This is a genomic window from Bacteroidota bacterium, from assembly GCA_039111535.1.
In the GTDB taxonomy this organism is placed as follows: domain Bacteria; phylum Bacteroidota; class Rhodothermia; order Rhodothermales; family JAHQVL01; genus JBCCIM01.
The window spans coordinates 44,092-69,865 of record JBCCIM010000008.1; the positions used below are offsets into that span (position 1 = coordinate 44,092).

Annotated in this window: 20 protein-coding genes; 13 read left to right on the top strand and 7 right to left on the bottom strand. The window is 51.7% G+C overall.

Going from position 1 to position 25,774, the window contains the following annotated elements; all coding sequences use genetic code 11:
• The first annotated feature begins 211 nt into the window (after positions 1 to 211).
• The 6 genes from AAF564_02465 (at position 212) to AAF564_02490 (ending at position 9,792) form a co-directional block, all read left to right on the top strand.
• Positions 212 to 3,157, top strand: coding sequence for a TonB-dependent receptor (locus AAF564_02465; protein MEM8484379.1), 2,946 nt, complete (start codon positions 212 to 214; stop codon positions 3,155 to 3,157).
• Between the two features lie 45 nt (positions 3,158 to 3,202).
• Positions 3,203 to 4,408: a hypothetical protein gene (locus AAF564_02470; protein MEM8484380.1), complete on the top strand. Its 1,206-nt coding sequence runs from the start codon at positions 3,203 to 3,205 to the stop codon at positions 4,406 to 4,408.
• Between the two features lie 173 nt (positions 4,409 to 4,581).
• Positions 4,582 to 6,789 (top strand): GWxTD domain-containing protein, encoded by a 2,208-nt coding sequence (locus AAF564_02475; GenBank protein MEM8484381.1) that lies wholly within the window; start codon positions 4,582 to 4,584, stop codon positions 6,787 to 6,789.
• Between the two features lie 212 nt (positions 6,790 to 7,001).
• Positions 7,002 to 7,334, top strand: a complete 333-nt coding sequence (locus AAF564_02480) for an arsenosugar biosynthesis-associated peroxidase-like protein (GenBank protein ID MEM8484382.1) — start codon at positions 7,002 to 7,004, stop codon at positions 7,332 to 7,334.
• Positions 7,335 to 7,501: 167 nt separating this feature from the next.
• The gene (arsS, locus tag AAF564_02485) at positions 7,502 to 8,647 is read left to right on the top strand and encodes an arsenosugar biosynthesis radical SAM (seleno)protein ArsS (GenBank protein ID MEM8484383.1); all 1,146 of its coding nucleotides are present in this window, start codon (positions 7,502 to 7,504) and stop codon (positions 8,645 to 8,647) included.
• A gap of 74 nt (positions 8,648 to 8,721) precedes the next feature.
• A complete protein-coding gene (locus tag AAF564_02490; protein MEM8484384.1) occupies positions 8,722 to 9,792 on the top strand; it encodes a methyltransferase domain-containing protein in 1,071 nt (356 codons plus the stop codon).
• A gap of 65 nt (positions 9,793 to 9,857) precedes the next feature.
• Here AAF564_02490 and trxA read toward each other — a convergent pair whose 3' ends face one another.
• Positions 9,858 to 10,673 carry a thioredoxin gene (trxA, locus tag AAF564_02495; protein ID MEM8484385.1) on the bottom strand — a complete coding sequence of 272 codons (816 nt, stop codon included), beginning with the start codon at positions 10,671 to 10,673 and terminating at the stop codon, positions 9,858 to 9,860.
• A 186-nt stretch (positions 10,674 to 10,859) separates the two neighbouring features.
• Between trxA and AAF564_02500 the strand changes: the two genes are divergently transcribed.
• The 5 genes from AAF564_02500 (at position 10,860) to AAF564_02520 (ending at position 16,277) form a co-directional block, all read left to right on the top strand.
• Positions 10,860 to 11,999 carry a hypothetical protein gene (locus tag AAF564_02500; protein MEM8484386.1) on the top strand — a complete coding sequence of 380 codons (1,140 nt, stop codon included), beginning with the start codon at positions 10,860 to 10,862 and terminating at the stop codon, positions 11,997 to 11,999.
• Between the two features lie 267 nt (positions 12,000 to 12,266).
• Positions 12,267 to 13,226 (top strand): zinc ABC transporter substrate-binding protein, encoded by a 960-nt coding sequence (locus AAF564_02505; protein MEM8484387.1) that lies wholly within the window; start codon positions 12,267 to 12,269, stop codon positions 13,224 to 13,226.
• Positions 13,227 to 13,283: 57 nt separating this feature from the next.
• Positions 13,284 to 14,042, top strand: a complete 759-nt coding sequence (locus AAF564_02510; GenBank protein ID MEM8484388.1) for a metal ABC transporter ATP-binding protein — start codon at positions 13,284 to 13,286, stop codon at positions 14,040 to 14,042.
• 1 nt (position 14,043) lies between these two features.
• On the top strand, positions 14,044 to 15,171 hold the full coding sequence (locus AAF564_02515; GenBank protein MEM8484389.1) for a metal ABC transporter permease: 1,128 nt from the start codon (positions 14,044 to 14,046) through the stop codon (positions 15,169 to 15,171).
• Positions 15,168 to 16,277 (top strand): metal ABC transporter permease, encoded by a 1,110-nt coding sequence (locus AAF564_02520; protein MEM8484390.1) that lies wholly within the window; start codon positions 15,168 to 15,170, stop codon positions 16,275 to 16,277. Before AAF564_02515 ends, AAF564_02520 begins: the two co-directional genes overlap by 4 nt.
• Before the next feature lie 18 nt (positions 16,278 to 16,295).
• On the opposite strand, the gene AAF564_02525 is transcribed toward AAF564_02520, so the two are convergent.
• The 5 genes from AAF564_02525 to ccsA form a co-directional block, all read right to left on the bottom strand.
• Entirely contained in the window at positions 16,296 to 17,060 is a 765-nt protein-coding gene (locus AAF564_02525; GenBank protein MEM8484391.1) for a response regulator, read from the bottom strand.
• A gap of 496 nt (positions 17,061 to 17,556) precedes the next feature.
• A complete protein-coding gene (locus AAF564_02530; GenBank protein MEM8484392.1) occupies positions 17,557 to 17,964 on the bottom strand; it encodes a metalloregulator ArsR/SmtB family transcription factor in 408 nt (135 codons plus the stop codon).
• A 251-nt stretch (positions 17,965 to 18,215) separates the two neighbouring features.
• A complete protein-coding gene (locus tag AAF564_02535; protein ID MEM8484393.1) occupies positions 18,216 to 18,686 on the bottom strand; it encodes an acyl-CoA thioesterase in 471 nt (156 codons plus the stop codon).
• A gap of 60 nt (positions 18,687 to 18,746) precedes the next feature.
• Positions 18,747 to 19,379, bottom strand: coding sequence for a TetR/AcrR family transcriptional regulator (locus AAF564_02540; protein MEM8484394.1), 633 nt, complete (start codon positions 19,377 to 19,379; stop codon positions 18,747 to 18,749).
• A gap of 95 nt (positions 19,380 to 19,474) precedes the next feature.
• Positions 19,475 to 21,919 (bottom strand): cytochrome c biogenesis protein CcsA, encoded by a 2,445-nt coding sequence (gene ccsA / locus AAF564_02545; GenBank protein ID MEM8484395.1) that lies wholly within the window; start codon positions 21,917 to 21,919, stop codon positions 19,475 to 19,477.
• A gap of 482 nt (positions 21,920 to 22,401) precedes the next feature.
• Between ccsA and AAF564_02550 the strand changes: the two genes are divergently transcribed.
• Positions 22,402 to 23,172, top strand: coding sequence for a sulfite exporter TauE/SafE family protein (locus AAF564_02550; GenBank protein MEM8484396.1), 771 nt, complete (start codon positions 22,402 to 22,404; stop codon positions 23,170 to 23,172).
• Positions 23,173 to 23,325: 153 nt separating this feature from the next.
• On the opposite strand, the gene AAF564_02555 is transcribed toward AAF564_02550, so the two are convergent.
• On the bottom strand, positions 23,326 to 24,966 hold the full coding sequence (locus tag AAF564_02555) for a T9SS type A sorting domain-containing protein (protein ID MEM8484397.1): 1,641 nt from the start codon (positions 24,964 to 24,966) through the stop codon (positions 23,326 to 23,328).
• A 467-nt stretch (positions 24,967 to 25,433) separates the two neighbouring features.
• On the opposite strand from AAF564_02555, the gene AAF564_02560 reads away from it, so the two are divergent.
• Positions 25,434 to 25,774, top strand: a 341-nt coding sequence (locus tag AAF564_02560; GenBank protein ID MEM8484398.1) for a hypothetical protein, incomplete at its 3' end; no start/stop codon positions are given.

Genomic DNA, 25,774 nt, shown 5'->3' on the forward strand with positions numbered 1-25,774 from the left:
TTAAGGCCATTAAGAATTCGATTCAAAATAGATGGATGTTAACGCTTACTTTATATATTAAGACAATAGTTCCCCTGAGCATCTGAACAACATTGGGAAATATGGGTCCAGGACACCCCCATTAGGAAGCCACCGTTTCCAGGACTCTCCAGCAGGTATGCGCTGCTTTGTTGGGATGTGATGGGATTATGAATCACTCACGGAAAACACAATGAACAAAATTCTGAAAATGATTTTTGTGTTGTTTGCTATACCCCTTATGGCATCAGCACAAGACGCTTCCTTGTCGGGTCTTATTACCGACGGAGAAACTGGCAATGCGTTGCCAGGCGCCAGTGTATTGCTTGTCGATACTGAATTGGGTGCCGCAACTTCTATTGACGGTCGTTATGAAATCAACGGGATCACACCCGGTGATTATACGCTGCAAGTTACGTTCATCGGGTATGAGACCTCTCAGACACCGGTAACAATAGCTGCCGGCGAGAACGAGCTGGATATTGTGCTCACGCCAGATTTCACAGGCCTTGAAGAGGTCGTTGTGACAGGCATTGCATCTGCAACCTCAAAAGCACGGGCAGAAGTTGCAGTTTCTTCTGTAAGTACAGAGAAACTGCTCGAGCAAAATGCTTACCAGGACGTTTCCCAACTCCTAAACGGCAAGATCGCCGGGGTAAGTGTACAGCCTTCTTCTGGTAACGTTGGTGGTGGTATCCGCTTCAACATGCGTTCAAGCACAGGCCTCAATGGTGATGGCCAGCCTGTAATTTATGTTGATGGCATCCGTATCGACGCTACTGAAATTGGTGGCCTGGGTGCAGGCGGACAGGATGTTTCGCTGCTCGCAAGCCTCAATCCGGAAGAAATTGAAACCGTAGAAGTACTCAAAGGCCCTGCTGGTGCAGCGCTTTATGGTACCAGCGGCTCGAACGGTGTTGTACTTATCACCACCAAACGTGGCAAGTTGTCTGGCGATGACCGTCCGTTTACGGTCAACTACAAAGGCGTAAGGGGTACAAACTCTCAGTTTGACGAGTACGACCGCTTTACAGCCGGCGCTCCGGAAACAGCCAACGCATTCTTCCGCGATGGCGACATCGAACAGCACACCCTTAGCTTCTCAGGCGGTTCAGAACGTGTACGCTACTTCACGTCGTATGACAACCGCATGGAAGAAGGCCATATCCGCAACAACAAACAGGAGCGCCAGAGCTTCCGGGCTAACTTTGAAGCATTCCCGATCAAAGATCTGACTGTTCGCGCCAACGCCGGCTACGTCCGCAACGACATCAGCCGCCCGCAGAACGATAACAACCTGTTTGGCTACCTCGGCAACACACTACTGGCAAGCAGCCCGTTTGTGTTCACCGATAGCTCAGCCATTGAGGCGCTGCAAAACATCCAGCGGATCGCCCGTTTCTCAGGTATCGTTGAGGCAGAGTACTCGCCGATTGAAAACCTGACGCTGCGTGCGTCTGTTGGATTTGACGGTACAGACCTGCGGAACGACGAAACAAGACCCTCTAACTTTGCCTACTCTAGTACAGTTAATGGCCGTCGCTCTGTATTCAGCCGTCGGAATGAGCAGTACACGTACGACTTCAACGCACGGTACGGCTACAAAATCAGCGATAAGCTGAGCGCAACCACAATTGTAGGTACGCAGTCTTTCAACCGGATCAACCGCAACTTCAACTTCTCCAAAGAGAACTTCTCTACAGAGTTGATTACCAACATCGGTGCCGGTGCTGACTTCAGAAGCTCAGACGAGAACTTCCTGCACACCAGGGAATCCGGTATCTATGCACAGCAGGAATTTGCCTTCAACAACTACCTGTTTGCCACGGTAGGCGCCCGCCAGGACTTTGCAAGCTCCGTTGGTGCCGGCGCGCCGAGCATCTTCTACCCGAAAGCAAGTTTTGCCCTTCGCGTAGACGAGCTCGCAACAATGCCAACAGCGATCAACTTCTTCAAAGTTCGCGCTGCATACGGCGAAACCGGACAGCTACCGGGTAACCTCGACAAGTCATTTGTCCGCTGGCAGGCTGAATCTTCAGGCTACGGCACCGGGGCTGTAACCAGCTTTATCGGCAACATCGACATCGAACCTGAGCGCATCAAAGAATTTGAAGCCGGCATTGAGCTTGGCATGCTGAACAACCGGATTGGTCTCGACCTGACAGGTTACATTCAGAAAGCCCAGGACTCTATCATCGACTTCAACAACCCACCGTCTTCAGGCCTGACCGTTTCTGCGGTACCGTTTAACGTAGGTGCTTCTACCGGTAAAGGTATCGAAGCCAGCCTTTCTGTTGACGTGATTCGCCAGCGGAATCTGGGTATCGACTTTGGCGTCATCTGGAACTACCAGGACAACGAAGTGGATGACCTCGGTGGTGCACAGCCTATTTTCAGTGGCTTTGACACCAACGTAATCAAAGAAGGCCTGCCGCGCGATGCGTTCTACACCTGGGCCTCACGTGCTACGTTCAACGATGACGGTTCTTATGCCGGTGCTGAACTGACCACGACCGATGAAGATGGAGATGGCTCACCTGACCGTGCTTTCTTTGGCGTGCCATACGCTGAGCACAACGGCTCATTCAGCCTGAACATTCGCGTATTGCGCGACATCACCATCAGCGGCCTCCTCGACTGGTCTCTGGGCAACAAGGTGTATAACAACACCCACCTGTTCAGCCGGCGCTTTGGCGCGTTCCAGGAACGCAACATTGCACTCGTCCAGATTGGTGATGTAATGCCTGAAGATGTTGGCCTCGAAGATCAAGGCTTCAGCGCACTTACTGTCGGATCTGATGAGTACCGCGCAGCAGCTGAAACCGTTGCACGGACAGAATTCAGCCTCCAGGGCGTGGATCTCGATGGCAACTGGATTGAAGATGCAGACTTTATCAAGCTGCGTGAAATCAGCGTACGCTACGACTTTACGAACCTCATTCGCAGAGTCAACGCCAACCGCTTTATCAGAAGCGCAAGCTTTACGCTTTCTGCAAGAAATCTGTGGATGTCGACCAAGTACAGTGGATTGGACCCAGAAGTTAACTTCACGGGCGCCCTTAGCAGCACCCGTTCTTCTGACTTCCTGACGCTGCCACAGCCGCGTGTGATTTATGGCGCCATCAGTATTGGCCTCTAAACCTCACGTTTAGTCCATCCATAGACAACGAAATTATATAGCATCATGAATAGATTATTTACCCTTCTGATCGCAGCCCTGTTGCTCCCCCTTGCAGGGTGTGACACCTACGTTGAAGACGTAGATCTGCCGATCGATAGCATCGACGACTCGCAGCTGAATGATGAAACCCAGGTGGAATTCATTATCAAAGGTGTGCAGTCCCGTTTCTCAACAACCTACGACCGTATCGCCGTGTTTGCCGGCGGACTCTCTGACGAATTATTCTTCGACCAGAACGTCCCGAACGCAACCTTCCCGAGCTTTCAGGAAATTGACATCGGTGATATCACATTTGCCAACAACTCCAATGACGGTCTTTACAACGACCTCGGTGAGTTGCGTTTCTTTGCAGACAACATGCTTGCACGTTTGGCTGACGTAGAATTTGAAAATGCAGACCTCCGTACAGAAGCTGAGTTTACAGCCCAGTTATACGGTGGACTTGCGCGGTATTTCTACGCAACCTACTACGGCCTCGACAAGCGTGAAGGTGGTGGTGTAATTACGGAAGATCCGACCAATCCGGCTCCTTTCACACCATCAGCTGCCATGTTCGACCTTGCCCTGGATAAACTGAACAGCGCAAGAGCACTGGCGGATGAATACCATACCCGTGTTATCAACACAGTTATCGCACGCATCCACCTGATCGAAGGCAACTATGGTGAAGCTAGAACCGCTGCCAATGCCGGCATGATGGACGGTGACGCACCATTCAGCTCGCTGCACTCCGTGGAAAGCACAAACTACTACTACTCGCAGGCCGGCGTAGGCCGTAACCAGTGGGTAGCAGATTTCCGCTTCCTCGAGTACCAGATTGCTGATGCTGCTGAAGCCGGCCGCCTGCCACTGGAAGAGATCACAGGTAATGACGGTACGCTTTACTACCGCCAGGGCTTGTATCCAAACCAGGATTCGCCCCTGCCATTTGCAACATGGCAGGAAAACAGCCTGATGCTTGCTGAGCTGGACATCCGTGACGGCGCAGGTGGGTTGGATCACATTAACGCTGTGCGCGCAAGCCACGGCCTGGCAGATCTCGCAGCTGCAGACATGGACGTGCTGATTGAAGAGCGCGACAAAGAGCTCTTCACGATGGGCCTCCGCCTGGTTGACCAGCGCCGTATGGACCTCTGGCATCTCGGCGACGATACCTGGTGGTATCTGCCGATCACCCAGAACGAGCGCAACATCAATGAAAACTTCTAGCGATAAAAACGCCTAGCAGTTGATTGTTGTCAATACAACCGTTGTAAACCAAAGAGGCTGCTTCAACCGAAGCAGCCTCTTTTTTATGTGAATCACTGGCCGATAATCCTCGTACATGAATTAGTGATTGTTTAACAACCTGATGCACGTCATCCAAGACCGTTCGGAAAGTTATGGAACATCCGTTACAACGTTGTTGGCTTTATCTCCTTTCCAGCCTTGCGCTGTGCATCACGTTTTATCAACCTGCGGCTGCCCAGGCAACCTACCAGGAACCCCTCATCAACCAGGCCATTGCAGCCATCCAACGGGGCGTTACCGACCCTGCTATTGATTCGCTGGCTGTTTATGTTGCAGCATCACCCGGTGCAGCATCCGCAATTCATGGCCCCCTTTCGTACTGGCTCGGCAAAGCCCATCTGGATGCTGGCCAACCCGACGAGGCCATCAACATCTGGCGGTCCGGCATTCTGGCCATGAATGACGCCGACTCGTTTGATCACCGGCTTGGACTTACATTTCTTAACGCTGTTTTTGCATACGGCAGCAGCCAGCACTATGCGCTTGGCACCGCGGTATACGAGCGTCTTTTGGCAGATGTGGGCCGGCCTGTGTCTTCACTCTTCCAGACCGCCTTTACACCTTACCTGGAAGCCATTGCGTTCATTCTCCCTACAGCCCAACGCGAGGCATGGCAATTGGATAACGGCTGGCAGGCATCAGCAGCTACAGCTGCAAATCTTTGGTGGCGCAGCAAAGACCCGGCGCCGGCTACGCGAAATAACGAACTCCTCGAAGAACACCTCGAACGCGTTGCCTATGCCATGGCCAATTACCGCTTTAGAGACCAGTTTGACGACCGTGGCGCCGTCTACATTCGTCTAGGGCCACCCACGCGCACTACATCGATCCAGTTCGACAAATCCAATTTTCGCAATAAAGTGCTCGACCAGAATCTGACAATCACTGAGTCGGATTTCCCAGGAAACGAATTCTGGTTCTATGCGCACATTGATAATGCAGCGCAGTTTCTCTTTCACGATACCAGCGGCCTCTACAGACTCGGACAAACCCGCAATCTGTTGCCCTCTTCGCTGCGTTCAGGACTGGGTAACTCTACCCGTGGCAAAGCAAAAGCCCGTGCCATGGTCCGCACCCTCGAAGAAATATACAAACAACTTTCGCTCTACCACCCAACGTTTGCCACGCGCTACACCGATGTGGCCGCATTCTCAAGCTTGCTCGACGATGCAGACATAGCCTCTCAATTAAACGCCGCACAGCAGAGCGAAGATGAGTCCGTTGAATCGCTGGGAAATGCCCTCAACGCAGACTTGCTGGCCAATAGTCGGGCAAGCGGGATCGCAGACGCCGGCATGCCGGGCAGCGCATTCAACCCAAATCGGCCTGACCTTTTTGTCAACCACACCATGGCGGCTTACAAAGTGGAAGATGACATGCTGGCGGTGCAACGCGAAGACTATGTCCCGCAAGTGCGTACCAATGTTTTCGACGCCATCGCACCGCTTCCGCTGTACTTCCGTACGGCGCGTTTTCTCGAAGAAGATGGTACAACCCGGACTGAAATCTATTGGCGGCCGGCGGCCAATGCCCTGGCGCTAGACAACACCTCGCAAGACAAGGTAGAACTCGCCGGCATTACACCCGACGATTACCTGATTGTAACCTCTGTTGTACAAAAAACACCAGATTATCTCGACCGCCAAATTGCACATGACCGCGCGATGTTACCAGGGATCGCCACCGGGCTCGACGTATCGCTGCCGACACAAACCGTCTCAACAACGGGTGACTTGGGGCTATACCACCTGGCGCTTCAGATAGACATGTACGCCGCAAACATCGAAGATGGGCAACTACGCAAAATCGGACCACATGTAAAAGCCAATACCTATCAACAGGATTCGCTCAACGCGCTGCCATCAGACACGGGGACATTGACCATGAGCGACCTCAAGCCTATGATTTTGCCGGCCAGCATTCAGGAAATGCCCGATATAGACGAAGAAATTATCCAACTGTCTCTCGTTGACCCTTCGCCTGTAATTGACGGGCAGACACCACTGGTACTCTATTTTGAGGTATACAACTTACAAAACAACGCATCAGGCCGTACACAGTTTGACGTCAAATATGAAATCAACAGCCCCAAACGACGCGGATTGTTTAGGAAAGCCGGGACAGACAAAACAACCTTTACATCCACTATCGAAGGCAACACAGCCAAAAGCGAAGAATTCCTCGTACTGGATTTGAGCGACCAGCGAAAAGCTGGCCCGCTGAACATCACGGTAGAAATTTTCGACCACACCACCCAGCAAACTGTATCGCGTCAGATTGCATACGAAATCAAACCCTAACGTATACTTCTACAACCTGACAAAACAGCCACACCTCTCTATTTCTTCTTGAAAGGCTGGTAACAACTGCGCATGTTAGCTGTCGAAGCAAGGGACGACATTAAAGCCATCACAAACACCCTGTGACATCGTCATATTGGTTTTTGGTCGATGGTTTTAGATATTCGGACTTGTTTACCAATCGACAAAGAACCATTAAGCGCGAAGTACACATGGATACCTATTACAAGCCTGAGCACCTCCCCAAGTTTGGCACCATTGCCGAAGGCAACAAAGAACTGGCCGATGCCTTCTTTGCTTACTATGGAAAAGTATTTGAAGACGGCGCCCTGACAGCGCGGGAAAAAGCATTGATTGCCCTTGCGGTTGCGCACACGATTCAGTGCCCCTACTGCATCGACGCCTACACATCCGGATCTTTGGAAAAAGGCGCCGACCTGGAGCAGATGACAGAAGCTGTACACGTTGCCACCGCGATTCGAGGCGGCGCATCGCTCGTCCACGGGATTCAGATGCTAGACAAGGTTAAAGATATGACCATGTAGTGTGTAACAGACCTCCTGTTGAGCACACAAAAATGCTTAAGACTGTTTATAACAAACGGTAAGTGCTGTGTCATTACAGCCTGTATTTTACCGCATACTGGCAGAAGAGGGACGCGGTAATCCCGCAGCCGCCTGTCAGTCCCCACCAAACACGTCACAATGTTTTTATGAGTAACGCTGCAGACGACATGATTCCGTTGACGCTCGCTGGCGACGGAGCCTCTGTAAATATCGAAGGACCGCGGACAACAACAAGCCTCCGGTTCAGAAGATCACCCCTGGCGAGTCCGGAAGAGCAAATCCGACAATTGGAGGCTGTAGATTTGGCAGTTGGTCCAACCCAGTCGGGCAACTTCTTTGCGGACGTTTCGCACAGCGGCTGGCCCACCCTCAAGCCGGCGCAGTTGGACATTTTTCAGATCAACCTCGGCAAACTCTGCAACATGACGTGCCGGCACTGCCATGTTGACTCTGGTCCAGATCGAACAAAAGAGAACATGGACCGCGCTACCGTTGATGCCTGCATCGAAGCCATCGAGAAATCGGGCGCCCATACGGTAGACTTGACGGGTGGCGCACCCGAATTAAATCCGAATTTCGAGTACCTCGTTGATCGTGTTACGCAGATGGGCAAACACGTGATCGACCGATGCAACCTCACCATTCTTACGGTCAGGCGCTACCAACACTTGCCCGCCTGGTTTGCCAAGCGTGGGGTTGAAGTGGTTTGCTCACTGCCCCACTACCGCAAATTGGGCACGGACGCCCAGCGAGGTGACGGCACCTATGAAAAGTCGCTCAAAGCATTGAAAATGCTCAATGAGGTTGGCTACGGCCAGGGTGATCCCAGGCGAAAGCTGACGCTGGTAACCAATCCGGTTGGTGCTTTTTTGGCCGGCAACCAGGCTTCGCTGGAGACCGAGTGGAAAGATGCGCTTAAGAAAAACCACGATGTTTCGTTTGATACCCTGATTGCCTTGAACAACATGCCTATGTCCAGATACCTGGAATGGCTGCTGGAAAAAGGCAAACTGGACGAGTATATGCACAGGCTGCTAGACGCATTCAATCCTTCCACCATTGCCGGCCTGATGTGCCGCAACACCCTCTCGGTGTCATGGGATGGAAAAATGTACGACTGTGACTTTAATCAGCAGCTCGAAATGGAAATAGATTTCCCAGGCGAAGAACGGCTTCACGTGCGTGATTTTGATCTCGACAAATGGCTGCAGCACAACATCCGTACGGAGCGCCATTGTTATGGATGCACCGCCGGCGCCGGAAGCAGTTGTGGTGGTGCCATCACAGAGTAAGCACCACTGATTCGCGGCTACAGTTCGTGTAGCCCATTCCCCGAAATGCAAGTAATGAGATAAGGTTAACCACCATGGAAGTAACAAAAGCAACCGCAAACGGCCACGTTGAAGCCGGCGTAAAAAACTATTATGGCCAGGTGCTTGAAAGCAAAGACGACCTGAAAACCAGCGCCTGTTGCGCGCCGGATGCGGTCCCCGAGCATCACAAACCCATCCTCGCCCAACTCGAAGACGAAATCCTGGCGCGTTTCTATGGGTGCGGCTCCCCTATCCCGCTTGCACTGGAAGGATATACCGTACTCGACCTGGGTTGCGGCACCGGACGCGATGCTTACCTGGTGTCCAAACTGGTCGGTGAAGCAGGGTCTGTCATTGGTATAGATATGACCGAAGAACAACTCGCGGTGGCAAATAAATACGAGCAAATTCAGGCCGAGAAATTTGGGTATAGCACACCCAATACAAGTTTCAGGCTCGGCTACATAGAAGACCTCAAGGCTGCCGGCATCGAAGATAATTCTGTTGATGTGGTGATTTCCAACTGCGTCATCAACTTGTCTACCGACAAGAAAAAAGTGTTTTCCGAGATTCTACGTGTCCTCAAAGAAGGCGGCGAACTGTACTTTTCAGATATTTTTGCAGATCGCCGCATCCCCAAAGATGTTGCTGACGACCCGGTACTGCGGGGCGAATGTCTGGGTGGTGCGATGTATATCGAAGACTTCCGCCGCATGATGTTTGACCTTGGCATCAAAGACTTCCGCGTTGTGGCACAGCATACGGTCGAAGTTGAGGACCAGGCCCTTGCAGACAAACTGGGCAACACTAAATTTACGTCGCTCACCATTCGCGCCTTTAAGCTGGCAAGTATCGAAGACCGCTGCGAAGACTACGGCCAGGTTGCGTATTACAAGGGCGGCATGACAGCCTCCGAACACAGTTTTGAACTGGACGATCACCACCTGTTTGAAAAAGGCCGGCCCATGCTTGTGTGCGGCAACTCAGCCGCGATGGTGCAGGACACCCGTTTCGGCAAATACTTCACCATAACCGGAGACCGCACCACACACTTCGGGTTATTCGATTGTGGTGACGCTACCGTTTCTGTCGACGCTGAAAACGCTGCCGTCTCTTGCTGCTGAAAACAGGTTCAAAGTTGAAAGTTAAGGTATTTGCTAACATTCAACATTTAACTTTTAACCTTCAACTAATAAAGCGCCATGTCGAACATGCGGCGGTGCTTTCTTGTGAGGGGGTGTTGCGGCCCGAGGAGGTTGAAAATTGCGATGACGGCTTTGCGTGAGCCATCGTCGTCGTAGTAGCGGTTTTGCTGGATTACGCTGATGAACTTTTCCAGCGCAGCATCCCACTCGTTGTTTAGCAGATGGATGGTTGCTTCGAGATATGCAGCTTTGCCATTCTCTTCCGGCATCGCTTCCCCGGTAGCAGACAGGCTCGCGAGCCTGCTCAGGGTTTTAATGCTCTCTACCACATCAAGCGTACTGGCTGCATTTGTCGGTAAAGACGCGATCAATGCGCCGGCAGCAGAGAGATCGCTTTGGGCGGTTACTTGCGCCAGTAATACGATGGCCGGTATATGGTCAGGATCTTGTGCCAATACTGACTCTAGCATCGCTTTGCCGCCAGCAGTATCGCCGGCCTGAATGGCAGCCTCCGCAGTCTGAAAAAGCCTGGCATCTTCCGTAGGAATTGATTCATCAAGCCACTTGCGCACCGCGTGTTCGGGTAAGGCACCGGTAAACTCATTTACCACATTACCATCGACAAACAGCTTGACCGCAGGTATCCCTTTTATACCATACTGGCCAGAAATATGCTGGTGCTCATCCGTGTTTACTTTGATCAGTTTCCAGCGATCAGCATGCTCTGTAGCGAGTTTTTCAAGTACAGGTCCTAACGCCCGGCATGGTCCGCACCAAGGTGCCCAGAAATCTACCAAAACCGGTTGCTGATGGCTTGCCTCAATCACATCACGCTGAAAATCTGCTACTTCGTACGCCATATTTTAGTCAATTTATTTATAAGGGCCGAACTTATTGGCTGCTAAGATTTAGCAATAAAAAGAGGTCTAAAAAATTAACTTGACGCAAAGGGCTCCTTCGCTATCGCTGAGGGTTCAGCTTTGGGTCCGTTCAATTTTGATGTTTCAGACAAAGACCAGTTTGTTGTCTTATTAATATTTACATAGATGTTTATGCTACCGTCATGGAGCCGTTCAGGATTCAGCCTGGCGATACTTTTGTCCGCTTTTTTCTTTACCGCATGCCAGCCGGCGCCACCGCCCGAGCCGGAAGCCCCGGCCTACGACCGCGCAAGCGATATTATGCGTTATGACGGCGAAGACCACATCCGTAACATTCGCCAGCTCACGTTTGGCGGCAACAACGCCGAAGCATACTGGAGCGAAGATGGAGAACAGTTGGTATTCCAAAGCGACTGGGATCAGATTAACGGCCAGGGCTGTGATCAGATTTTTGTAATGAATGCTGATGGTAGCAAACTTGCCAACGGAGAAACCTATCAACTGGCCTCTACGGGTAAAGGCCGTACAACGTGTAGCTACTTTATGCCTGATGGTCGCATTGTTTATGCTTCCACACATGAAAGCGACCCTGCATGCCCTGCTCCTGTAATGTTTAACCAGGGCCGCTATGTTTGGCCGATCTACGACTCGTACGATATTTATACCGCAACAACAGACGGTACAGATACACAGCTGCTCATCGATGGAGAGGGTTATGACGCCGAAGCTACCGTCTCACCGGATGGCAAATATGTCATCTTCACGTCTACGCGCTCAGGTGACCTGGAATTGTACCGGTATGAAATAGCAACGGCTGAGGTGCTACAGCTCACCGATACCCTCGGCTACGACGGTGGCGCTTTCTTTTCTCGTGACAGCAAAAAAATTGTCTGGCGTGCCAGCCGGCCTGAAGGTGAAGCAGCTGAGACGTACCAGGCCCTCCTGAAAGATGGCTTTGTCGAACCTAGCGCGCTCAACATTTTCATTGCCGACATCGACGGCACCAATGTCCAGCAAATCACCGACCTACCTGGCGCAAACTGGGCACCGTTTTTTCATCCAGATGGCGAGCGGGTGCTCTTTACCTCCAATCATCATTCGATGGAGCAGGGCGGCCGCCTGTTTGACATCTTTATGATCAATGCTGATGGCTCAGATCTGAAACAGCTGACCCATTCGGGCACCTTCGATGCCTTCCCCATGTTTTCCCTTGATGGCAAGCAGCTCGTCTTTGCTTCAAACAGAAACGAAGCCGGCGAGGACTCTCGTGAAACCAATGTTTTTGTGGCCGACTGGGTTGACTAGGCTTATATCTGGTTCTTTTTCAGGGCAGTGTCAATTACCGGCACTGCCCTTTTTTACGGATGCTATTTTTGCCGGCCAGTCTTCTCCCCTTTCTGGAGCAATCCCATCCCGTGATACCGGCCTCAGTTCATATCCAGCCCCGTCCTTTCACCCCAAATTCACCATTTCCCATGCTGGTTAAATTTATTTTTAGCTGAAACTAACTTTCTATTCTGATCGTACGTTCAGAACATTTAACAAAAGGGCACACACGCAACTATGGTGGATATGTACAATCAAAATCAGCGCGCTAATCAGTTTGTACTAGCTTTGGTCATGTTGCTGCTTTTTACAGGCTGTCAACCATCGGATACAGGTGATACGGTAAAGGACTTTTCGAGCAGGAAAATCAAAATTGTCGCGACAACCAGCATGATTGCTGATCTTGTCACCGAAATCGGCGGTGACCGCGTAGAGGTTGCAGGGCTCATGGGCCCGGGTGTTGACCCCCCTCTCTACAAAGCAAGCGAAGGCGACGTACTCAAAATGGCCGGCGCAGACCTGGTTGTTTACAACGGACTCCATCTTGAAGGCAAAATGACCGAGGTGTTCGAGCAGATGGCAAAACGCAGCATCCCAACCCTTGCCGTGGCCCAGGATGCGGTACCTGACTCTTTGCGCTTAATGTCGGCAACCTATGCCGGCAATTTTGATCCACACGTATGGTTTGATGTGACCCTGTGGCAGCAAGTGGCAGACCACGTGCATGTTGTGCTTGGTGAACTGAGCCCGACCCATCAAGCAATTTTTGCAGCCAACGCGGCGCAATACATTGAGCAGCTGGAAGCACTGCACACGTACGTTACCACCCAGGCCGCTGCCATCCCGGCATCAAGCCGCGTGCTAATTACCTCACACGACGCCTTTGGATATTTTGGCCGCGCCTATGGATTTGACGTACATGCGCTGCAAGGCTTGAGCACAACCACGGAGGCCGGCACTGCTGACGTGCAAGAGCTTGCAGACTTCGTCGCTACAAACCGGATCCCGGCCATGTTTGTAGAATCTTCGGTATCACCGCGGGGGATTGAGGCCGTTAAGGCAGCTGTGGGCGCACGAGACTTTGAAGTACAAATTGGTGGCTACCTCTATTCAGATGCACTCGGCGACCCTGAAAGCCCCGAAGGTACCTACATCGGTACTGTTCGATACAACATCGACACGATTGTAGCAGGATTGAAGCAGTGAGCATGCGTACAGCACTTGCCCACACACTGCCTGCCTGAACAAATAGCTCCAGAAACCATGTCTGAAACCATCCCATACGCCATCGATGTACGCGACCTTACGGTTGCTTACCGCGAAAAACCTGTTTTATGGGACATCGACCTTACTGTACCGCAAGGGCTGCTGATGGCGATTGTCGGCCCCAATGGCGCCGGCAAAACTACGCTAATCAAAGCCATTCTGGGCCTGCTAAAAACCGCAGCCGGACAGGTCCTTGTGTATGGACAGCCCTACGAAAAACAGCAACACCGCGTAGGCTATGTCCCCCAGCGGGGCAGTGTAGACTGGGATTTCCCCGCCAGCGTGCTTGATGTTGTTCAGATGGGTCTTTATGGCAAATTGGGCTGGTTCAAACGGCCGGGTAAAAAGGAGAAAGCCATTGCACGGGAGGCCCTGGCCCAGGTAGGCATGGACGCGTATGAGTCCCGACAAATCAGCCAGCTTTCTGGCGGCCAGCAGCAGCGCGTATTCCTCGCTCGGGCCCTGGTGCAAGATGCAGACTTATACTTTATGGACGAGCCATTCCAGGGGGTCGACGCCACCACAGAGCGGGCCATCATCCAGATTTTACGTACGCTGCGCGCGCAGGGCAAAACTGTGATGGTGGTACACCATGACCTGCAAACGGTGACTGAGTATTTTGACTACGTGATGCTGCTAAACGTACGCAGCATTGCAAGCGGTCCGGTAGCAGACGTATTCACCGAGGAGAATTTGCGCAAAACGTATGGTGGCCGCGTTGGATTTCTTACAAACCTGAAAGAGCGCGTAGCCTGATATGTTTGCGCTGTTTTCGGATTATACGTTTCAGGTTGTAGCCCTCGGGGCGGCATTGCTTGGTGTTGTGAGCGGTGCCCTTGGTACGTTTGCCGTTTTACGAAAACAGAGTTTACTCGGAGACGCTATTTCTCATGCCGCCCTGCCCGGCATCGCGCTTGCGTTTCTCATCACCGGCACCAAATCCGCACTTGGCCTGATGCTGGGCGCCATGGCAGCCGGCCTTATTGCTACCCTCCTCGTTTCGTCAATTTCAATTTCCACCCGGGTTTCTTACGACAGCGCCCTGGGCACCATTTTATCGGTATTTTTTGGCTTCGGATTGGTGTTGCTCACTGTTATTCAGAAAATGCCCAACGCCAATCAGGCCGGTTTGAGCACTTTCCTCTTCGGCCAGGCAGCTGCCCTTGTGATTGAAGAAGTGGTAACCATGTGCATCTTTGGTGCAATTGCACTCACGCCTACGTTGCTCTTCTGGAAAGAATTCAAATTACTGGCATTCGACCCGGAGTACGGGCAGAGCCTCGGTATGCCCATTCGGTATCTCGACATTTTGCTCACCTCACTCCTCGTGGTCGCCATTGTAATCGGCTTGCAAACGGTAGGGGTTGTGCTGATGAGCGCAATGATTATTGCACCGGCAGTTGCTGCCCGGCAGTGGACAAACAGGCTGGGCATCATGGTGTCGCTCAGTGCACTTTTTGGCGCACTGGCTGGTGTCTTAGGCGCCTTCTTCAGCAGCACCATCACCCACTTGCCAACGGGGCCTACCATTGTGCTGGTTATCAGCGGAATTGTGGTTATCTCTCTTTTTCTTGCGCCTAATCGCGGCCTGCTGTGGCGCTGGCTGCGAAACCGCAGAAATGCACAACAGCTCAAACTCGACGCGGTATTGCTGGATGTGTATGCGCTGGCAGCACAACATACACCCATGACACACCCGCATGCTGAGGCGGTGCTCAACGTGATGAATGAGATGTCAGCAAAAACGGAACGCAGCCTCGAGCGGTTATCCGAACTGGGCCTTGTAGAAAAGGTACGCACCGGCGACTGGTCACTCACTGCACGTGGACAAACGTATGTTGAGCAGTTGATGAAAGATCGATTTAAAACGGAAAGTACGGCATGACGCAGCCGCAACTTGAAATACAATTGATTGCCATCGTGGTCGCAGCTGCCTGTGCGCTACCGGGCGTCTTTCTTGTGCTGAGAAAAATGGCCATGATGAGTGATGCCATCAGCCACGCTATTTTGCCAGGCATCGTCATCGCATTTTTTATCACCAGCGACCTGAATGCGCCGTTGCTTATCTTGGCGGCAGCGATGATGGGCGTGTTAACGGTAGTGCTTGTAGAGCTCATTTACCGGACAAAACTCGTCAAAGAAGATGCAGCCATCGGGCTTGTTTTCCCGGCTTTGTTCAGTATTGGCGTGATTCTGATCGCTCAATATGCCGGCGATGTGCACCTCGACACAGATGCCGTCCTGCTTGGCGAGCTTGCCTTTGCGCCTTTTGACCGGCTCACCATTGGCGGCGCAGACGTCGGACCGCGAGCGTTCTGGGTGATGTCTGTCATTTTACTCCTAAACATAGGGTTCATCACCCTGTTCTATAAAGAACTGAAGCTGGCCACTTTTGACGCCGGACTTGCAGCAGCCCTTGGTTTTCTCCCCGGAGCCTTGCACTATGGCTTAATGGCCCTGGTATCGGTTACAGCTGTTGGTGCCTTTGATGCGGTCGGGTCAATCCTTGTTGTCGCGCTGATGGTTGGGCCGGCGGCAACAGCCAATTTACTAACGGACAAACTGACACGGCTCATCAGCCTGAGCCTGGTTATTGGTATTGGAGATGCGATTGCTGGCTACTGGCTCGCTCACTTTTTTGATACGTCAATTGCCGGTAGCATGGCAACTGTTGTAGGCTTCTCGTTCGTTCTGGCCCTGATGTTTGCGCCAAACCAGGGCGTCGTTTCCGTACTGCGCAGGCGTCGGTTACAGCGATTAAACTTCGCTGCAAAAATGCTGACAATCCACCTGGCAAACCACGAAGGCACTCCCGACGAACAGCGCGAAAATCAGATCGACCACCTGGAGGACCACCTTACCTGGGATGCTGTATTTGCCACACGCATCGTCAAGTTTTCGGAGCAGCGAGGCCTCGTAAAAACTGCTGGCAAACAGCTACAGCTTACAGATGCCGGCCGGGTGCTCGCAAGCGAGGCCGTTGTCAACTAGCAGTTAAATGCCCTGTAACTAGGCTGTTTGCCGGTTGATATACGATACCAGTTCGGTGCTAATTACTTTGAACATGGCTTCAAGCGATGCAATAAGCGATGACGCTTTGGCATCATCAAGGTTACCCTGCTTCCCAATGGATTCGAGTTGTTTGCAAATCAGGGCGGCATCGTTGGCGCCAAATGTAGCACTGCTGGATTTGAGCGTATGGGCTGCCCGCTCCAGCTCAGAAGCATTTCCGCCTTCATACGCGCCGCGAATATTGACCAGCAGTTCGCCTCCATCCTCAAGGAAATCACTGATGAGTCCGCTTGCAAAGTCAACGTCGTTGCCGAGCATTGCAATGAGCTCATCCAGCACCGTGAAGTTGATTACGGGTGCCGTTGACGCTTCTTCTTCAGCAGGTTCATCAGCTTTTGGTTTCACCGGGCATCGATCAAATGCTTCGTGCAAGTCTTCCATACGAATGGGCTTGCTGATATAGTCATTCATGCCGGCGGCTATACACCGCTCTCGGTCACCTTGCATAGCGTTTGCGGTGAGCGCTATGATGTATGGCCGCTCTGCTACGGGATATTTTTCGACAATGCGCCGGGTTGCTTCCAGGCCGTCCATTTCGGGCATTTGCATATCCATCAGAATCACATCGTAATGCGCACGCTCCAATGCCGCCAGTGCTTCAACCCCGTTGTTCGCCACCTCTGCAGAGAATCCAATTCTCTCCAGCATTCGCAAAGCCACCTTTTGATTTACCGGGTTATCTTCCGCTAATAGAATATGCATAAGAACCGCCTACAACTGGTCATTTGATAATCGATACGCTTGGTTACATATATCGACTTATCTTGCTGAAGCTTGAGACAGTATTTTCAGGTTGATGAATTCCGAATCCGACTGGCATTAATATGGTCAATTAGCAACTCCAACAACCTGTTTTGACGGGAGAGGGCTGTCTTAATATCTACCAACTTATTTAAACACTGACGGGCGACGATTTTCTGATGATAGGTGTGAGCAGAGATTTGCGCATCATCTTTTGCGGACGTTGTTGACCGCTTATGTGGAAATTCCTCATGTTCGATCATACTGCGCCCTGTTTAATAACCGCCGCACCCAAAGGGCGTCGGGAATCTCTTCATACCGACCCGTACAAGATCCGTAAAATCTAATCTATGATATAAGGTTATACCATGATATGCAGCATCTGCAAAGATGCCTGCCAACCTAACAGGGTACTAAAAAATGGAATGCAATACCCGTATCTGTCGTTTACGATAGCTTATTCTTCAGGGTTGTCAGGTGGATTCGCTTCCCTGTAGAACATTTCCTGCTCAAAAAATCTGATTAAAAAGTGCTGCACAAAGGCAGATTTTTTATTCAACCGGTAATAAACCGTCTGCGCGTCGCGCCGGTGGTCTACGAGGGCTTGCTTTTTGAGTTTTTTCAACTGCTGAGAAATAGCAGGTGATGTAAGTCTAAGAATGGAGGCCAGATCGTTTACGCGAACTTCCTCTTTACGCCACAGCAAATAAAGAATCGCCATCCGGGTAGGATTCCCAGCCGCGTTCATCATCCCTGTGAGGGTGCTTAATTGTGTGTTGCCTTCCAGCGTGCGCCGCAGTGCCTCCATCTGCCATGTTTCCATGCCCGAGCCACTGGCGTGCGTGCCATTTTTGTACTCTACCATAGGTATCCACTCATCGTTTAGAGGTTATGGCTCATCTATCGGCAAATTTGTCCGTTATTAAAGCCAACGATGAGAAATCCCGGATCACCCTGGTTTCTCTGTTGCTCGTTTGTCGCCAAACAGGCTGTTTTTATACCGTTTTAGGCATTCTTAAGCATTGCATAACCCACCTGTGTAGTTAAAAAAAATCCTGTCAATGCTTGCATAATCGATAAAGTAAGCAGCGCTTCGGCAAGTTTTTCCATGCATTTTCACGCTGCGTTGCCGGCCTTTTTAAGCTGCCTGATCCGCCTGTCGAGGCTTTCCCGCTCCACATCTTCCAGGAGAACCCCTGCCAACAACGTATTGATGGCCTCAGGGTGTTCTGCTGCCCGCCCTTGTTGCAAATTAACATACCTGAACGTCGTCCACTGTACGGCCTTGATTTTATTGGCGTCCTTGTCAAACATCACACCCTCTACCACCAGACTACGATTGGAAAAGTGGAGCAAACCCGTTTGGATGCTCACCGTCTCACCAAGCGCCGCCGGCCGCAAGTAAGCAATTTCATGCCGGCCAACAAACCAGTTTTCGTTCGATAGCCGGGCGTGCTCGTATAAATCAAATGCGTAGTAGTCCCGCAAGTGGTCCTCGCGGGCATTGATGAAGTAGGTGATAAAGCTCGCGTTGTTCAGGTGGCCAAATGCGTCACAATCCTGAAAACGCACAACTGTTTTACTCATTGGGTGTTTTTCCATAATCAATTTAAGACCAATCGGTCTTTTTTTGTGGCAAAAAATTTTTTATCCAAGTACATTCCGGTCGACATAAGCAGCGAGGTGTGTCACAGCCCGCTGCATGTATACAGGGTCGTCATACAGTTTGCTCATGGTTAACGCGCCCTCCAGTGAAGCAAGCATGACAGCGGCAACCTGGTCTGGGTCCAGGTCCTGCTGTAGTTCGCTACGCGCTACCCCTTTTTCTACTGTGCTTCGGATGTACTGCTGCAATTCTTCCATGCCGGCCCGCGCGCGCTGCTGCAAGGCCGGAAACGTGTAAAGGCTATCTACGGCGGCGTTGTTTACCGGGCATCCCCCATCAACAGGCGGATCGGTTACATAGCGCGCCATGATCGCCAGAATAGCGTGCAACCGGGCGCCGGCTGTCTTCTTCCCTGTCAGTCCTTCTTTGAAACGCTCCCGAACTTTGCCCACCGCGTAATCAAATACGTCGAGCGCCAGTTGCTCCTTGCTAGCAAAGTGGTTGTAGATCCCGCCCTTTTTCAGGCCGGTTGCCTCCATAATCTGAGACAACGACACGCCGGCATACCCCTGCCTGTTAAACAAGCCAACAGTATGGGCCAAAATCTCTTGTCGTGTTTCTTCGCCTTTGGACATCAGAAAAAAGACCAATCGGTCTGGTTTATTGTCATTCAAAACGATGCAACACAGCTTGAAGTTTCGCCCAACAAAAAAAGGAAGCCGTTTTACACAGCTCCCTTTTCAAGATTCGTTTAGCCTTTCCCGCCCAATCAGCCGCGGGCGCGTTGCAAGGCAAAGCGTTGATCCTGGATGCGGCGGGTCATCGAAATGAAGAAGCCAATCGAAAACAGAATGATGCCAATCCAAACCAGATTGATAAATGGTTTTTCGTAGGCCTGCACAACAACCCAGTCTTCTGAGCCAACTTTGGCCCCTTCTACGATGAAGTTGGCGCTGCCGCTGTTAACGTTCATGCCGGAGAAGGTAACGGTAATGCCCCAATCCCCTACCCGATTCTGAATAAACTGTTGGCGGCCGTCTTCGAGTACCAGGTAAATAGGGCTCAGTTCGCGCACTTCGCCGGTTGCCTTGCTTGTCAGACTCAGGCGTGCAGCCACAGCGATGGCAACAGAATCTGGCACCAATTCAGAATCAACATCGACATTGAAATCCTGAAACGCGAGCACGTATTCGTCGTTGCCGAGTACCGTTGTCTCGTTTTTGGTAAGTGCTATCGACGTTGCTTCACCATCGGAAGGCGTGTTTGACTCGAGCATTACACTTGGTGTTACAGCAACAAATACATCGTGCTCGAAATACATTTGCACATCTGGATTCTGAATCCACTGCTCTTTGTTGCTCTGGTAAACCACGGGCTTCATGGTAAACTCCCGGCCCCGCGTATCTACAAAATCGAGGATGTATTGCGGCCGGCCTTCTGTGTTGTAATCTTTACCGCGGTATGTCACCTGGTACCCTTCGACGTTGCGCGTTTCGCCTAGTGACACCACAAAGTTTTCGCGGTCGGTGCCAGCAAGTTCGCTGCCGGCAATCGGATTGTTGAATCCGCTCGAAGCGATGACCCCCAGCATCATAATCATAAAGCCGATGTGGGTAACGGCGCCGCCGGCAAGGCGCGCGTTGCCGCGCCCGATGCGCCACAACACCATGCTGTTACCGTATAGCGCAAAGAAGGTCACCAGCAGCAAAAGCAGCAGAAGAATGCTGTCGCCGTACTCACCCCAGAATCCGGTTATGCCGCCAAATACATTGGCACCCTGTGCCGTAACACCTTCTGCAGCAGCGCGCACCGGGGTGGCAGTTTTTTCGATAAACGGGGTAAAAATCAATACCGCAATAGTACTGGCAAAGGACAGGACGATAGGCTTGAGCAACACCTTGTTCACATTCTCAACAGACATCTTGTGCCACCAGAACAACTGCCCAAGGCCGGCAAGGAAGATGAATGCAATAGAGAGCGGCAACGACCACACGTTATAAAACTCAATAGGTACAGCTGAGGGATTATCGCGGAAGAGCCGGCCCAAAATGGGCGCGCTTGTCCCGAGTAAAATAACCAGTGCAATCCCGCTAAGCAGCAAGGCGCCCGAGAAAATCATAAACTCACGAGAGAGCATCTCAGGCTCTTTGCGGGGCGTGGGTAGGTTGTTGTAGCGGAGGCCAAATAAGCCAAAGCCAACAATAGCCATGGTCAAAATCCAAAGCAGTAGCTGGTTGTAGAGGCCCAGATCAACAAAGGAGTGCACAGACACATCTCCCAGAATACCACTGCGCGTCAGGAAGGTTGAATACACCACCAGAATGTAAGCAGAGACACAGAGAAACAGCGCCGACTTGTGCGAGGCACCGCTTTTCTTCTGCACAATCATCATGTGAATGGCTGCAACCCCGATGATCCACGGGACCAGCGACGAGTTCTCAACCGGATCCCATGCCCAGTAACCACCAAAAGAAAGCGTTTCATAGGCCCAGTAACCGCCCATTGCAATGCCGATGCCCAGCATCGCAACAGCAAAGATGGTCCAGGGCAGCGCCGGCCGGACCCATTCGGTGTACTTTTTGGTCCAGAGCGCCGAAATGGCAAAAGCAAATGGGGCAACCATAGAAGTAAAGCCCACAAACAGCATGGGCGGGTGGATTGCCATCCAGTAGTTTTGCAACAGATCGTTCAGGCCACTGCCGTCAGCAGGTATGTAGCCGACGGGCGTATTGGGGAATTTATCCCAGATGGTAAGGAAGGGCGTGGAGCCAATTTTGAGCTCACCAAACTTTAATCCGACAATCATCGACACCAGAAAAACCTGGCAAAAAGAGACCACGGTCATTACAGGCTTCTCATAGGAGCCGGCCCAGCGGATGAGGGCCACCCCCATAAAGCTCATCAACAAAATCCACAAGAGGAAAGACCCTTCCTGGCCGGCCCAAAAGGCAGACAACAGGAAATGCACAGGTAAATCATTGGAAGATTCTTTCCAGACGTATGCGTATTGATATTGGTGCGTAAAAAAGAAATAAGACAAGATGACGCTGGCAACTGAAATACAGACCGTCATGGTAAACCATGAGCCACGTCCAATACGCCCCCAGGCTTCTGCCTGTACCGGATTTTTTACAGCAAGAAAATAGGCTACACCGGCCATGAAGCAGGATACAAAACCGGTAATGATGAGCAGTTGACCTACAATTCCTAACATGGATCTATAAAAAGATTACTGAGCGCTTGCTGGTTGAAGTACTACAGGGGGGTTGGGTTCCATTTTCACATCCGAATCCGAACGCGTTTCACATCCTCAAAAAACGCCATAAAAGCGGGTTTCGGCGTCCACTATAAGAAGGTCATTTCTTTTAATGCCGATGCCAGAGAATAAAACCGGCCGCCGGCTCAATTTCCTGAAATTTCGACATTGTAGTGCTCCCGCGCTAAACGCAGCGTTGTTGTACTTACTAGAGGGTAATAACCTATGCCCTATGTAACTTAAGGACTGCTTTTTCGACATACATAAAACTATACGGGCCTCTGTGCCCGGTCCTATCTATTACAGGGCGGAGGCAACTTAGCAGTGGGGAACTCCTCCGCCCTGCACTTCTTCTGCGCCGTGCGTTTACGGTGCTACTGTAACTATTGGCCGGCGACACTTACTGAGTGAAAAGCCTGCCCACCGAATTGTAGCCAGTTATGGACGCCCTCGAAGCCATTCACGGACTTGAATGGTTGTATCTGTTTATCATCCTTGTGGGCGCTGCGTTTGTACATGGGGGTATCGGCATGGGCTTCCCGCTCGTTTTCACGGCCCTGGGTGCACTTGTGCTCGACGTCAAAACGGCCGTCTTTATCAGTCTGGTCCCAGCGATTCTCATCAACGTGCAATGCCTGATGCATGGCCTGGAATGGCGTGCGTTGTTGTCCCGGTTTTCTCTGCTTGCAGCGTGCGCAGGTCTCGGTAGTATAGCCGGCACCAAAATTCTATTGCTCGCCCCACCCGGCCCCATCAAGCTTGTACTGGTTGCGTCGATTGTTGTGTACCTCGTGCTCGACCGGCTGGGCACCGGCTCTTTCGGATGGATTCGGTCTCATCCAATGGCATCAGCTGTATTGCTTGGGCTGGTCGCCGGCGTTATCGGTGGAATCACAAATGCCATGGGGCCGGTCCTGGTGGTTTATTTCCTTGAGCAAAAGTATAATACAGACACGACGGTGCAAGGGCTCAACTTCTGCTTCCTGGTTGGCAAGCTCGCACAATTGTATCTGTTTATAGATGTGGGACGTTATGCCAATGCAAGCAGCATCGCGCCCATCGCCGGCATTACGCTGCTGGTGATGGCATGTCTACTGGTCGGCGTATACATTCGCAAGCGCCTGGATGTAAGCACGTACCGCAAAGCACTCAAGGTTGCGCTGGGCATCATCGCTGTCGTGTTGCTTGCGCAGGTGGTAGCGGGATTGTAATTCGGGTTTTCGGGTTTTCGGGTTTTCGGGTTTTCGGGTTTTCGGGTTTTCGGGTTTTCGGGTTTTTTGAAAATTTCAATCTAATCCAAGATCCATTCCCCAGCCCCTCCCTCCAAACTCCTCACTCCAAACTCCTCACTCCAAACTCCCCCCCTACCCACAAACCTCACCGTTTTCAAGAAACCAGCAGCGTGTCAGGCGAGAGGTACGGAAGAAATCAAGCAGAATAGCCGTGACTTTTTCTATACCTACGCGCTGCAGGTGGGTGCCATCATCTTTAAGGTCTTCTGGTAGCCATACAAGGCCATCAGAACGCGGATTGGCGCCGTCTGCCCACAGGTACTCACCCCAACTGATCCAGGGCGCCACAGCGTTGAAATCGAGGTTGCCGGCTTCCACATCGATTTGCGCTGCCGATCCGTGCATCTGGTTGAGTTGTGCTTCGATGACCCACTTAACCGCAAAGCCACTTTCGTACGCATAAGGTTCGGGATTTATGGGTGATGTTGTTGCGTAGCCACCGTACACCCGGCTGGAGAAAAATACCAGCTTGAGGTTGGGGTAGCGGGTCTGCATGGCGCGCAGCACATTGCCATACTGTTGCTCCATCAGGGCAGCGTCTGCTGCTGCATCAGGCAATGACACCGTAGGTGATGCGCTGGCGAGGTTTACCCAGGCCACCTGAATTTGCGCCTCACTCAGGCCAAACGGGATCAGCTCTTCATCGCGCACCCGGTCGTAGGTTTTGTCCTCAGGCAGCTCCCATTTCTCGGTTGTTTTGCCCGGGTCCGCACCATCGACAACACGCAGCCGAGGATGCAAGCCACTTTCTGTTGTCAGGGTTCGGATAAAGGTGCCCTCCTTGCAGGGCTCACTGGCATCAGCTACGCCGCAAAACATGGAAGAGGTGGTAGACATACCGATGGACGTCATTACGATGTATCCGTTTGCTGACGGGTTGCCGTTTATATCGAGCGGCTCGATGGTGGCAGCACGACTGAGGCCGGCGGCCAGGTGCGCTGCCGGCAGTTCGTTGGTTTCGTTCGGATACAATCCGCCACCGTAGCGCCCCAGGTATCGGACACCTTGCATATCCATCAGGGGAATAAGATCGGTTGTTGCCTTTAATACACGGTAGGTCAGTTGGTCGAACCGGGAAAGTACGCGACGTTCCGTCAATGTGACAAAACCGTCTTTTGCTATTTCCACCGTCACAGAATCAGCCTGCTGAATCACTTGGACGCGAGACCCGGGACGTGCGCTTGTCGCGGATAGTGTCGGGCTGCCCGCAGCACTTTGGCGGCGCATAAACTTGCCATGTTGCACCGCCCCATCCGGACCAGCAATCCTGTACACATACAACCCGTCAGCCAGGCCGGCGAGGTCGACATCAAAAAGAATCCCTTCCGTGGTAAGGCTGCGGGTTGCAGGAATGTCCAATTGCCGACCAAGGGCATCGTACACCGAGAACGTAACCGCGTGGGGCCGTGTGGTAACAACGGGCACGGCAACGCGAGCGCCTGCGGGATTGGGATAAGCGACGCCCGTCTTAAGTGCAGGCGTGGTATTGAGATCACCGCCTATCCCGACGGGACTGGCGCCAGACAAATAAATGCAGCCGCTCCGGCCTGTTACCCCGCTAAAGGTTGTTTCTGCGGTGATAATTTTTACGTCTGCACCCGAAAGGTCGCGGTTGTTGCTGGCGTCGGTTGCGCAAATGAGAATGGTTGGCTGCTGGGCATGGGCGAGGCCGGCCGGCAACAGGATACAGAGGCCAATAAATAACACATACATGCAACGTACGCGGGGCGCACGAAGTAACAAACACAAATGCCGCACAGGTATCTTTTACAGGAAATTGAAACTGGAACAGGGACTTGGAATGATCACTCTGGGACAACAGTCGTTGCAGGAGGCGGGGGTTGGCGACAGATTGTGGGAGCGCGCCGGCAGAGTTCTCAAAAACTTATTGCAAGAAAAGACTGTGCCAGAATGAGGTTTATGGGTGTTATGTGGAATGAGTCGGCATAACAGCGGCACAGCAAGGCATAAGATTATTAATCACAATTAGTTAGCGCAATTATTACAGAAGAATCATGCCGATTCGAAACCAGAATTATACAGACTAGTTCGGTATAATAGTAGTTATACCGCTTCTGTCTCTATCGCTCATCTCAAGATTCTAACTTGAACTTGCATCTCATAACAACACTCTGTAGCTTTCGCGTCTGCGATTGTAATCCATCATCCCGTTTGGAGAAATGAAAATCTTTTTATCTATTTCTGCATGTATTTTTCTGTTGGTTTTTGCCGGATGCCAGAATTCAACGTCTACTGAACAGGCTCTTGCTGCTTCAACCGCGGTGAGTTCAGTTGACGGAGTATGGCAAATTGTTGAAGCCTATTGGGTTCATCGAGAGCATGGTGCGGGGCAAAATGTTGATCGAATTCAACCAAGCCTTTTTCAATTCCAAGAAGGATTTTATAGTATGACTGCTCTTAACGCTGGTGAGCCCCGGCCCGCGATGGATGAAGGCGCTACTCTTGACGCTCTCTCGGATGAATTGTTAAGAGCGATTGTACTACCGTACGTATCTCATGC